This is a genomic window from Streptomyces pathocidini (assembly GCF_001418495.1).
In the GTDB taxonomy this organism is placed as follows: Bacteria; Actinomycetota; Actinomycetes; order Streptomycetales; family Streptomycetaceae; genus Streptomyces; species Streptomyces pathocidini.
Genome location: NZ_LIQY01000273.1, coordinates 1 through 11,731, shown reverse-complemented (window position 1 = coordinate 11,731; position 11,731 = coordinate 1). Strand labels below are relative to the sequence as shown.

The 11,731-nt window shown below is 67.7% G+C and carries 8 protein-coding genes, 1 tRNA gene, 1 other RNA gene and 1 pseudogene; 8 read left to right on the top strand and 3 right to left on the bottom strand.

Annotated features, from left to right (window positions below):
• On the bottom strand, positions 1 to 1,348 hold a 1,348-nt coding region (locus tag AOK16_RS14590), incomplete at its 3' end, for a DNA polymerase III subunit gamma and tau (RefSeq protein ID WP_240483568.1).
• 313 nt (positions 1,349 to 1,661) lie between these two features.
• An RNA gene (ffs, locus tag AOK16_RS25640) (signal recognition particle sRNA small type) lies at positions 1,662 to 1,756 on the bottom strand.
• Between the two features lie 110 nt (positions 1,757 to 1,866).
• Here ffs and AOK16_RS14585 point away from each other — a divergent pair.
• The 7 genes from AOK16_RS14585 to AOK16_RS14555 all read left to right on the top strand — a co-directional run bounded on the left by AOK16_RS14585 (position 1,867) and on the right by AOK16_RS14555 (position 8,747).
• Positions 1,867 to 1,954: transfer RNA gene (locus AOK16_RS14585), tRNA-Ser, on the top strand.
• Between the two features lie 229 nt (positions 1,955 to 2,183).
• The gene (locus AOK16_RS14580) at positions 2,184 to 3,182 is read left to right on the top strand and encodes a CBASS oligonucleotide cyclase (RefSeq protein WP_055472686.1); all 999 of its coding nucleotides are present in this window, start codon (positions 2,184 to 2,186) and stop codon (positions 3,180 to 3,182) included.
• Between the two features lie 2 nt (positions 3,183 to 3,184).
• On the top strand, positions 3,185 to 3,700 hold the full coding sequence (locus AOK16_RS14575) for an HORMA-1 domain-containing protein (protein ID WP_055472685.1): 516 nt from the start codon (positions 3,185 to 3,187) through the stop codon (positions 3,698 to 3,700).
• A gap of 287 nt (positions 3,701 to 3,987) precedes the next feature.
• A complete protein-coding gene (locus tag AOK16_RS14570; protein ID WP_240483569.1) occupies positions 3,988 to 4,650 on the top strand; it encodes an AAA family ATPase in 663 nt (220 codons plus the stop codon).
• On the top strand, positions 4,650 to 6,134 hold the full coding sequence (locus AOK16_RS14565; protein ID WP_055472684.1) for an SAVED domain-containing protein: 1,485 nt from the start codon (positions 4,650 to 4,652) through the stop codon (positions 6,132 to 6,134). Before AOK16_RS14570 ends, AOK16_RS14565 begins: the two co-directional genes overlap by 1 nt.
• 197 nt (positions 6,135 to 6,331) lie before the next feature.
• Positions 6,332 to 8,008 carry an Eco57I restriction-modification methylase domain-containing protein gene (locus AOK16_RS14560; RefSeq protein ID WP_079101381.1) on the top strand — a complete coding sequence of 559 codons (1,677 nt, stop codon included), beginning with the start codon at positions 6,332 to 6,334 and terminating at the stop codon, positions 8,006 to 8,008.
• Between the two features lie 13 nt (positions 8,009 to 8,021).
• A complete protein-coding gene (locus tag AOK16_RS14555; protein ID WP_055472683.1) occupies positions 8,022 to 8,747 on the top strand; it encodes a PaeR7I family type II restriction endonuclease in 726 nt (241 codons plus the stop codon).
• Between the two features lie 673 nt (positions 8,748 to 9,420).
• On the opposite strand, the pseudogene AOK16_RS29280 reads toward AOK16_RS14555, so the two are convergent.
• Positions 9,421 to 10,634 (bottom strand): annotated as a pseudogene (locus tag AOK16_RS29280) (tyrosine-type recombinase/integrase); the annotation flags it as partial.
• Between AOK16_RS29280 and AOK16_RS29275 the strand changes: the two are divergent.
• A complete protein-coding gene (locus tag AOK16_RS29275) occupies positions 10,560 to 11,021 on the top strand; it encodes a hypothetical protein (protein WP_205627687.1) in 462 nt (153 codons plus the stop codon). The pseudogene AOK16_RS29280 and the gene AOK16_RS29275 overlap by 75 nt on opposite strands.
• Positions 11,022 to 11,731 lie beyond the last annotated feature (710 nt).

Here is an 11,731-nt window from a genome sequence, read left to right as displayed (position 1 = left end):
AACCCGCACTCGCGCTTGTACCCGCGCCCGTACCGGCGGCCGGGCCCGTCCCCGTACCGCCACTGCCCAGGGCGGCCCGGGCTGCGGCGGGGCCCGAGGGGCCGGCTGCGGGGGCCGCGTGGGCGTCGGGGCCCGGGACGTAGCCGACCGCGGGGCCGTTCGCCCCCGTCGACAGCCCGCCCGCGAAGGCGGCGCCGCGCTCCAGGCGGTCGAGGCGGGCCTGGACGGAGCGGGCGTCGTCGAAAGCGCCGGGTAGAAGCACGCGGGCGCAGATCAGCTCGAGTTGGAGCCGCGGCGAAGTGGCACCGCGCATCTCGGTGAGCCCCTCGTTGACAAGGTCGGCGGCACGGCTCAGCTCCGCCGCGCCGAAGACCGAGGCCTGGGCCTGCATGCGCTCGACGACGTCCGCCGGGGCGTCGATGAGCCCCTTCTCCGCCGCGTCAGGCACGGCCGCGAGGATCACCAGGTCGCGCAGCCGCTCCAGCAGGTCGGCGACGAAGCGGCGGGGGTCGTTCCCGCCCTCGATGACGCGGTCCACGACCTCGAAGGCCGCGCCCCCGTCCCCGGCGGCGAAGGCGTCGACGACGCTGTCGAGCAGCGACCCGTCGGTGTACCCGAGCAGGGCGGTGGCCATGGCGTATGTCACACCGCCCTCACCCGCGCCAGCGAGGAGTTGGTCCATGACGGACATGGAGTCTCGTACGGACCCGGCCCCGGCCCGTACGACCAGGGGCAGCACGCCGTCCTCGACGGGGCTGGCCTCGCGGCCGCACACCTCCGAGAGGTAGTCGCGCAGGGTGCCGGGCGGGACCAGCCGGAAGGGGTAGTGGTGGGTGCGGGAGCGGATCGTCCCGATGACCTTCTCGGGCTCGGTCGTGGCGAAGATGAACTTGAGGTGCTCCGGCGGCTCCTCGACCACCTTCAGCAGGGCGTTGAAGCCCGCCGAGGTGACCATGTGGGCCTCGTCGATGATGTAGATCTTGTAGCGGCTGGAAGCGGGCCCGAAGAACGCCTTCTCGCGCAGCTCGCGGGCGTCGTCCACACCGCCGTGGGAGGCGGCGTCGATCTCGATCACGTCGATGGACCCGGGCCCGTTGCGCGCCAGGTCGCGGCAGGACTGGCACTCGCCGCAGGGGGTGGGTGTTGGGCCCTGGGCGCAGTTCAGGCAGCGGGCGAGGATGCGGGCACTGGTCGTCTTGCCGCAGCCGCGCGGCCCGCTGAAGAGATACGCGTGGTTGACCCGGTTGTTCCGCAGCGCCTGCTGCAGCGGCCCGGTCACATGCTCTTGCCCGATGACCTCGGCGAAGGTCTCGGGACGATAGCGGCGGTACAGCGCGAGGGACGACACGCATACGACGATATCGGCCGCCACTGACAACGGAAGCCGCGGTGGGCCCCGGGCCCCTGGGGCGAAGCGGAGGATCCGCGGTGACGCCCAGCCCTTGGGGCGGGGCCAAGGAGAAGCGGCGATGACGCCCCGCTCTAGGGGCGGAGCCCGGAGGAACGGCGGTGGCGGCCGGTCCTTGGGGCGGAGCCCAGATAGGTGGCGGTGACGCCCAGCCGTGGGCGCGGAGCGCGAAGAAGCGGCGGTGACGCCCGGCCCTGGGGGCGAAGCCCGGAGAGGCGGCGGTGGCGCGACGACGAAGCCCGCCCCTGGAACGCGAAGGGCCCCCCACGCACCCACCAGAGCCCACTTACCCTTGCTGCCTTCCGGCCCTGGGGGAGTTGGGTGAGATAGCGCCGCGTGAGGGGCTGGCCCCAGCGTAACGGATACGAGGGGGTGCTGGGACACCCCCTCGCCCTCCCGAGCCCGGGCCGGGGGGGCGGGTTCGCGAGCACTGCTTTCGGTCTTGTATTGTTTCCGGCGGAGGATTCGCCTAGAGGCCTAGGGCGCACGCTTGGAAAGCGTGTTGGGGGCAACCCCTCACGAGTTCGAATCTCGTATCCTCCGCCAGTGCCTCACCGGGCACGATGTCGAAGGGCCCCACTGTTCGCAGTGGGGCCCTTCGACGTTGAGGGTTGCAGTTTGGGTTGCAGTTCCTTTGGCAGGCGGGGCCCGAGGACCCTCTAGGCGGGCCGCCGTCGGCGCCGGGGCATCCCTCGCAACTCAACCGGGTTTGTCAGTGGTGGGTGGTAAGTCTGTTCTCCTACCAATCGACTCCTCGGGTGAAGGGTGAACAGCCATGGCGGGGGAGAGTTACGTCGACCACGAGGTCCTCAAGGCGTTCGCGAAGAACAAGGTGAACGTGCCGAAGGAGGAGGCGAAGGAGCGCCGTCGTCAGGTGAACTACCTGCGGGAGCGGCTGGAGGACTACATCGCCGCCCACCCGGACTTCGACCTGGTGAAGCTCCGCGCGTCCGGCAGCACGGCCAAGCACACAGCGATCCGTCGCAGAGGCGGCACAGGGTCTGACGCGGACGTTGCCGCGTACTTGCGCGTCGGTGGCCCCGACATCGGCGTCTCGACGGTACTGGCCTGGCTGGAGGAGCGCTGCAAAGAGGTCTATGGCAAGACGAAGGTCGCGGGGGACTTCAAGCCCTCCGACCATGCGGTCGGCATCACGATGCGAGGCTCCGGCTTGAAGATCGACGTGGTGCCCGTGCTCTACACCGGCGAGCCGGACGACCGGGGCTACCTGGTCACCAGCGGCGGCACCAAGGTACTCACCTCGGTCACGCTGCACCTGCGCTTCATCGAAAAGCGCAAGGGGGAAGCTGGCGACGGCTACCGGGAGCTGATCCGCCTCCTAAAGGCGTGGATCCGCGAGAGCAAGGAGGGCGATCCGGAGCTGCGCTGCAAGTCCTTCCTGATCGAACTCTTGGTCGCGCACCTCTGGGACGTCGGCTGGAATGGAAAGCCGCTGCAGGTCGACGACTATCCGCAGGCGATCGAGCAGGTCCTCTCCTACATCGTCCGCACGGGCCTGAAGACACCGATCGTCTTCACCGACTACTACACGGCCGACGACGTAAGGACGACGACAGACCCTATCCGGGTCTGGGACCCGGTCAATCCGGAGAACAACGTCGCTCGGGGCTACACCGAGTTCGACCGCCAGCGGTTGGTCAACCACGCCAAGGCCACCCTCGACACCCTCACGACAGCCGCCTACGCGACAACGAAGAGCGAGGCGCTCGACCTCTGGCGCGAGCTGTTCGGCCCCACCTTCCCGGGAGAGTGACCATGACCGGCTCGTACTCCAGATCTGCTTCCGGTTCGTTCACGATCACCGATGCCCGCTACGTCGGAGGCAGAGTCGCCGCCGACCTGCGCCTGCTGTACAACCTCTACGGCGAACCCTCCCACGAGCGAATCGAGAAGTTCGCCGAAGAGGTCGCCCTGCTTCTGCGAGACGGATATCTCGACACCGTCGACTACGGCTTCCGCGACACCGCCACCAACGCCTGGAAGTTTCGTCTGCGCTACACAGCCACGGCCGGCGGCCAGCTCATCGACTCCCGACCTGGCAGCTTCCCCGACCCCGTCGACCTCACCGGCTACAGCTTTCACAGTTTCCTGAACTACAGCTCCGCCTTCTGGCTTCTGACCAGCAGCCAGCAGACCGGGGTCAAGGAGGCCCTGCCGATCTCCCGGACGACCGGCACCGCCCCGAGTGCCGTCGCGGGCACCAGCACCGCGGGGCACGGCTACGCCCGCAACGGCACTGGCGTCTCACGCGACGTCTACGTCGCCTTCTAGTCCAGCGCCATCCGCAGGAGGAACGAGCACGTGACCAGCCAGGACGACCTGTTTCACCCAGTCATCGAGTTGCCCGAGCCCACCCGACGCGCCCGCTACGACCGTCTGGTCGGCCTGGACGAAACGAAGCTGCGCCTACGCAAAGAGGCCGCACTCCTCGCGGACCCTCGTCGGCTTCGGTCCTGGGCCGCGCAGTACCACGGCGGCGACGTCGCCGCTCTCGCCCTGTTCGCAGATAGGGCGCCGCTGTTCGTTTCGCCGGTGACGTCGGCTCCGGCAAGTCCGCACTGGCCGAATCTTTCGGCTGCGACCTCGCCGACTGGCTCGGTCTGCCGGTGTACCTGTACCGGCTCAAGCTCGCCACCCGCGGTAGCGGCCTCGTCGGCGAGATGACCTCCCTCATTGGAGACGCCTTTACCCACATGCACATGGTGGGCAAGCGCGCGTCGGGCTCTGGGGGAACACGCTCAGTGCAGATTCTGGTCGTCGATGAGGCCGACGCCCTGGTGCAGTCCCGCCAGGCACAGCAGATGCACCATGAGGATCGGGCCGGCGTCGACGCATTCTTGGCCGGCATCGATGGCTTGGCCGGCGCCGCTCTCCCAGTCGTCATCGTGCTGTGCACCAACCGGATCGGCGCCCTCGACCCGGCCGTCATGCGCCGCGCCGCGGCCACATTCACCTTTACCCGCCCCAGCGACGAGCAGCGCCACGCGGTCCTCACCCGCGCACTCGACGGACTCGGCATCCGACCGGAGACCATCCACAAGGTCGTCAAGCTCACCGGCCCAACCGAGGGCCGCCCCGGCTACACCTTCTCCGATCTCACCCAGCGTCTGGTCCCGGCGGCCATCTTTCGCGCATTCCCCGATCGATCCGTCATGGACGAGGACCTCCTCGTCCTTGCCGAGGAGCTAGAGCCGACCCCCGTCTTCACCGAGGAGCGCTGATGGCCCACCTACCCGCACCCGGCCCCACAAGCGTCCGCACCACCGGCGACTACTACCAATGGCTCGTCGCTTGGGAGGCATGCCTGACTCTCCTGCGTGAGAACGCCGCACGTTCGCACAATCCCGTGCGCGCCGTCGGCGTCGAACTTGACGGCGTCGGCAATCTCGACGACGTAGTCCTGCTGCGTGATGTCCCCCCGAACACCTACAAGCAGGTCAAGTACGCAGTCGACAGCTCCACACCGGTCAATGCGGAATACCTGACCAAGCCCACCGCCAGCGGTGGCCCCTCAATCCTCAAGAAGATCGCCAGGACGTGGAAACAGTTGACCGCAGACGGCGGCAGCGTCGAACTGCGCTTGGTCACCAACCGCGCAGCCGACCCCGCTGATGACCTGGTGAAGGTCTGCGATGCCCGCACCGGGCTGCTGATGCCCAAGGCAGCCACGGGCGGAGACAGGTCGGCTCGCGGCAAGGCCCGTGCCAGGTGGGCTGAAGAAGCAGGTCTGACCGAGGCCCAGCTTCTCGACCTGCTCTCGGTTCTGAAGTTCGACCTGTCGGTGAACATGGGCAAGTACCAGGAGCACCTCCGGCTGTTGATGGCTGTCGCGGGACTTCGCCATGACCAGCAGGCGTTGGAGTCGGGGGCTGGGTGGGTGGCCAAGATGGTCCGGGAAGGCCAGCGCGAGCTCACGCTGGCGATGGTCGAGGCCGCCGTCGACGAGTTGGCCCTGAAGGCTGGCCCCGCTCGGGCAGTCCTGTCGATCGCGACCCTTAAGCCCGACCTGATGGCGCCGGACGCGGACCACGCCATTGATTGGGTCGACCGCTTCGAAAGCGACTCCGAATACACCAAGCGTCGGCCCTTGTCGCCGCATACCTGGGCCCAGCTTCAGGCGGACATTGAGGCCGCGCCAGGACGTCTCCCTGCCGGTGCGACTGCTGTCTCCGTCACAGGCAGCATCCGTCTAGCACCAGCCTTCCTGGTTGGTACCACCTTCCGTATGGTCACCGGAACCGACCTCGCAGTGCTGCAACGGGGGAGGGCGGGCAGCCAGCTCTGGTCCACCAACGACCCGTTCGAGACCACCTTGGTCCCGGAAGCCACTGAGTACGAGATTGGCCAGGGCGACGAGCTCGCTGTCGCCATCGCGGTCGCGACGGAGATCACCAAAGACGTCCAGGAGTACCTGCGCGAGCAAGCCCTTCCGGTCGGTAAGCTCATTGTCCTCGCCCCGCCGAGCGGCAAAGCAAACGACGGCTCCGTCCCCGACAGCACCGCTGCCAACGCCTTGGCGGTGGGCATCCGCGACCACCTCCGCCGCTCCACCCGCCGAGTTCAGCGTATGCACCTGTTCCTTGCCTGCCCGATGGGACTTGCTGTTCTACTCGGCAACCGATGGAACCGACTGTGTCAGACCATCGTTTATGAGGACATCAAGATCGGCGACGGATACGAAGCGGCATTCACCATGGAGGCATAAGAGGCTCAAGCCCAAGGGCGCCGGACCTCAGAGTTCGGAAGGTGACGGGCACGCTTCGCAGAGTGCGGGCTCCGCCCGTTGACGGTCGGAGCCCGCGTGGCCCACGCGGTCGCTCAGGTGCTGGTAGCGGTGGCGCGCATGCGGGCCGACCTGTGGATAACTCTCGTGGCCGAGATCCTCCCTAGTAGTGTCGAGACGTGGCCACTCCTCTGTTCCCTGACACCGATCTGCACGGTCTCCCTGCTCTTCCCGCGGAGGCCGTGGAGCACGGCGAGGTGTTCACGCGACGCTGGGTGGTCGACCTGATCCTCGACCTCCTCGGCTACACAGCCGACAAGGATCTCTGCGACGTGAAGCTCGTGGAGCCGGCCTGCGGCTCTGGGGCGTTCCTGACAGCTGTGGCATCGCGGATCAGTGCCTCATGCCGTGCACACAATCGACCCATCGGAGACGCGCTCGCGGCAGTTCGTGCTCTGGACTTGCTGGACCGCAACGTGCAGCAAAGCCGTGAGGTCGTCGAAAAGCAGCTGGTGGACGAGGGATGGCAGGCCGAGAAAGCAGCGGAAGTAGCAGCAGCATGGGTAGAACAGGGCGACTACCTACTGCAGTCCGACGCCGATCACCGTGCCGACTACGTAGTGGGCAACCCCCCGTACATTCGTCTTGAAGATGTCCCCGACCATCGGATGGCCGCCTATCGCAGCGCCTGTCCCACGATGGGCGGCCGAGCAGACATCTACATCGGCTTCTACGAGACCGCGCTGCAAAGCCTCAAGCCCGGAGGTCAGCTGGGCTTCATCTGCGCGGACCGCTGGATGCGGAACCAGTACGGACGTCGGCTCCGACAGCTGGTCAAGCGTCGTTTCAGCATGGATCTGGCGCTCGTCATGCACGACGTGGACGCCTTCGATGATCAAGTTTCGGCCTATCCGGCGATCACGATCATCTCGAACCGTTCCCAAGGTGAGGCGGTGGCAGCGGACACCACCCGCGCGTTCGGAAGCACCCAGGCCCACGACTTCGCCGACTGGTACACGAAGGGCACGTCGGAGTCGATCACTACCCCGGCCTTCCAGGCCGCGCGTATGCCGCACTGGTTCCCGGACGAGGACTCGTGGCCGGCCGCGTCACCAGCCAGGCTGGCGACCCTGGAGGAGCTGACCGAGCGTTTCCGACTGCTGGAGGACGACAAGACCGGAACCCGCGTCGGCATCGGCATCGCCACCGGCGCCGACAAGGTCTTCCTCACGGACGACGACACCCTCGTCGAACGTGACCGGCTGTTGCCGATGGCCATGGTCCGTGACACCACCAGCGGCAATCTGAACTGGCATGGCACTTACTTGGTCAACCCGTGGACTGCCGAAGGCGACCTCGTAGACCTCACCGCACACCCCCGGCTCTTCAAATACTTCGAAGAGCACGGTGCCGCCCTGCGTAAGCGTTACATCGCGGTCAAGCAGCCTCAACGCTGGTACAAGACGATCGACAAAGTCGACCACCGCCTGACCAGGCGTCCCAAGCTGCTGTTTCCGGACATGAAGCTGACGATCCATCCGGTCCTCGATGAAGGCGGCCTGTACCCTCACCACAACCTGTACTTCATCGTCTCGGACGTCTGGGACATGCGTGTACTCGGTGGTCTGCTGCTGTCCAAGGTCGCGGAAGCGTTCGTGGAGGCGTACGCGGTCAAGATGCGAGGGGGGACCCTCCGGTTTCAGGCGCAGTACCTCCGCAAGATCCGCGTGCCCGACCCCGCAGCAATCAGCGAGAGCGACCGGGTTGCCCTTGCAGAGGCTTTCGACAAGCGCGACGTGAAGGCCGCCACCGAGGCCGCGCTTCGCGTCTACGGACTCGCCGAGCTGCCTGACTAGGGAGGGACGGATCTTGACGGTCACCCACCAAGACTTCGAAGACGCCATTGCGGCCTACTGGGGTGCGAAACAGCTCCAGAACGAGCAGTCCGCGATCAAAGCCGCGGTTGGCGCCGGCACAGCCGGATCGGTACGCGGTGGCAAGCACTTCGATGTGATCGCGACCCTCTTGGCGAAGTTCTTCCTCGATGCAGGCTTCCCGCCCGAGAGCATCCGCGTCAGCAAGTCCCAGGGCCTGGAGCTGCCCGGCTACTACCGGCCGCAGAAACAGTGGGACCTCGTAGTCGTTCACCAGGGCGTACTCGTCGCGGCCTTCGAGATGAAGGCGCTCGGAGGGCCGTCGTTCGGCAACAACTACAACAACCGGGTAGAGGAAGCACTCGGCAGCGCGGTGGACCTCCGCCGCGCAGCCCTCGCCGAGCTGTACCCGAAGGAGAAGCCCTGGCTCGGCTACTTCTTCATAATGCAGGACGGCGAAGGCTCCCGCAGGCCGGTCAAGACCGCGAAGGGCGCCCTGCTCTTCGACGAGATCTGGCACGGCACCTCATACCAGGATCGGTTCGGGATCTTCTGCGAGCGCCTCATGGCCGAACAGCTCTACGACGCCGCGTGCTACGTCACGTCCTCGGCCGAGAACCCCAAGCCCATCGAACTGGTGGAAAGCCTCGACTGGCGCCACTTCTCAGCGGCGATCAACGGTCGCCTCACGTACCTCAAGGACCTTGGCATTCCCGGCTAGGACATCAGCCTCAGCGATCCGCGGAACACCGTCTGGTACACGCTGTCGGATCACGCATTGCGGGGCCTCGGCCGGATCGGTCGAGGCCCCGCTCTGTCGTCTCCCTCAAGGCTGGAGGACTTCAGCCCTGTGTATCGCCGTACTTGCCCGGGTCCTTCGCGCGATCCACAGCCTGTGCACAAGCCTCGACGTAGGCCGCAGCGACGGCGCCCTCGTCCGTGCCTCGCACCTGGGCCTCGACCTCCTGCCCGGGTCGGCGGGTGGTGTGCCAGCGGACCGGGAGGTCCGTGTAGAGGTCGGCCTCGAACTCCCATGCCGTTACGGACCATTGGGGTTCGCGGCCGATGTTGAGCCGCTCGCCACCGGGGATGAACACCGCGTGGGCGTGGTGGACGATCCGGTGGTCAGGCATCTTGTCGCGAATGGCCCGCGCGCCGCCGGGGCCCTTGTCCTCCCACTTCTCCTGATCCCATTCCTCCACCTCTGCCGCGTGATTGGTATGGTCAGCGCCCCACTGCACGGCCACCGCCTCCGCGTGCTCGCAGTGCAGGAACGGGATGAGGCGTTCGCCGAGTCGGGCGACGTACACCGTCGGGCCCGCCGGGACGGGATCCTGGCTCGGGCCGGGCACGGAACCCCCAGGTGCCGATGCGGGCACAGAGGGCTGCGGTCCCCACAGCAGGCCGCCAACCTTCGCTGCCGTCTGTTGGAGCACTTGGCCGGTGAGGTGCTGGTACCGGCGGCGCATCCGGGCGGACTTACCGGGCTCCCAGCCCATGATGCGGTCGACGACCGCCTCAGGGACACCGAGGATCAGCAGCACGGTCGCGGCAGTGTGGCGGGCGTCGTGGAGTCGGCCCTCGCGGACTCCGGCGGCCTTCAGCAGGTCCTTCCACCTGTGGTGGTCGGTGTTGGGGTTGAGCGGCTCGCCGGTCGGCGAGGTGAACACGTGCCCCTTCTCCACCCACAGGTCACGGGCGAGGGTCCGCTCGCGGTCCTGCTCCTCCTTGTGCCGTCGCAGCAGGGTCAGCAGCTGCTCGGGGACGCCGATCGAACGCTTGCCGGCGCGGGTCTTGGTGTCCTTCGTCTCGCGTCGGGTGTTGATCTTCTGGGGGCAGTAACCGGGCTTGCGGCCGCACTTGTTGCCACAGCCGTGCTTGTAGCGGGGCCGCAGGCGACCCCGGCGCACGACGAGCACGCCTTCCCCGAAGTGCACGTCGTCCCACTTCAGACCGAGGACTTCGCCCTGGCGCAGACCGAGCGCGAGCGCGATGACCCAGCGAGCGTGGTTGCGGTGCTTGCCCGCTTCGAGGAGGAGGCGCTGGATCTCCTCAAGGGTGTACGGCTCGACCTCCTCCTCTTCGACCTTGGGGGCCTTGGCGATGGAGGCCGGGTTGGTGGTGAGGTGGCGGCGACGCACGGCCTCGTTGAGTGCCGTGTTGGCCGTGCGGTGCACCTGGTGGGCGGTGCCGGCGGCGCTGCCGTTCGCCTGCATCTTCTGGTAGAAGCGCTCCAGGTGCTCAGGCTCCAGCTTCTCCAGGCGGTGGGCGCCCAGGCCGGGTATGAGGTGGTGGCAGACCGCCACGCGGTAGCCGTCGATGGTGTTCTCACCGACGTTGGCGCGGCGATGTTCTCCACCCAGTGGGTCAGCCAGGTCTCGACCGTCCAGGTCTGGCCAGCCTTACGGACGCCCGTGGAGTCGCGCTGCTTCTCCAGGTCGCGCACGGCCTTGGTGGTCTCGGGGCGGGTCTTGCGGCTGACGTGGCGGCGGTCCGGGCTGCCGTCGTCCTTGACGCCGACACTGACGTAGCCGTGCCAGCGGCCGTCCTTGCCGAGGAAGATGGTGGAGGCGCCATTGGGCTGGCGGGATTTCGGGGACTTGGTCATTCCGCCCCCTTCAAGCCGCTCACCCCCGACCTGTCCCTGCCCCGCATCCAGGAACGCTTCACCCCCGAAACCGTCTCACCGGACACCACCGACAGCGAGCGGCCGGAACACCCCACAATGTCCTCGGCACCTGCCTCAGCCCGACGCACCGCTACCCACGCGGCCTGGGCAGCGCTGCTCGTCCTCGACCAGGGCGGCGATGACGGCGCGGCTGCCGCTCAAATCGCCGCCACCGGCGAAGTCCTCGACGCGCTCGCCAAGACCTCCTCCCTCCACACCCGCGATGAGTTGCGGCAGGCGGCCTGGGAGTTCGAACGGGCCTCCCGCTCCCACACCCGAGCCGAGTTCCGCTACGCGCAGGTCTGCGCCGGGCGGCGCGAGACCTGATGCACGGCGTCCCGCCTTCGGCCGCGGTGAGGACGGGGCCGGCACCGCGATGGTTCTGGACATGCTGGTCTTCCTCGCCGTCGCCACCGCCCACTGGCACGCCCAACGACAGCACTCCCAGCAGGCCGAGGCCGCCCGCCGGACCGCCGAGCACTTGCGGGCCGCCTACCGGCAGGCAGCCGGCGAACCCCTTACCGTCCTGCGCGAACGGGGCCGCCGCATCGCCCGTCCCTGCGCCGTCACCACGCCACCACCGTGCACGCCGCGCTCCCCGACCTCGCCGAGACCGTCCTGGCCGAGCCCGGCTGGGACGCCCTGGCCGCCACCCTCGCCGACACCGAACGCGCCGGCCACAATCCCCGCGTCCTGCTCGCCGAGGCCGCCGCCGGCCGAGAAAGGACACCGCCGATTCCGTCAGCGACGTTCTCGTCTGGCGCCTGCGCCGCACCGCAGATCTCCCGCTGTACGCCCCAGCCCAAGCCACCCGGGCCAACCGCCCCAACGATCACACGTCTGCCACACGGACAATGCCAGAATCACCGGCATCTCCGGCACGGCGCCGTTGATCACGGCAACGAACACGTTGAGGGTGCCTGAATAGCTGCCGGTAAACAGATGACGGGCTCGACCGCACCATGGCCGGGCCCGTCATTGTGTCTTCGCCCAACGGCCTGCGCCGGTCGGAGCCCACGCTGCGCGCAGCGCCCAAC

What these genes read in the sequence shown, in the direction of transcription:
- AOK16_RS14580 (WP_055472686.1), top strand. Translation starts at nt 2,184, where the DNA reads ATGGCGGGGGAGAGTTACGTCGACCACGAGGTCCTCAAGGCGTTCGCG.
- AOK16_RS14575 (WP_055472685.1), top strand. Translation starts at nt 3,185, where the DNA reads ATGACCGGCTCGTACTCCAGATCTGCTTCCGGTTCGTTCACGATCACC.
- AOK16_RS14565 (WP_055472684.1), top strand. Translation starts at nt 4,650, where the DNA reads ATGGCCCACCTACCCGCACCCGGCCCCACAAGCGTCCGCACCACCGGC.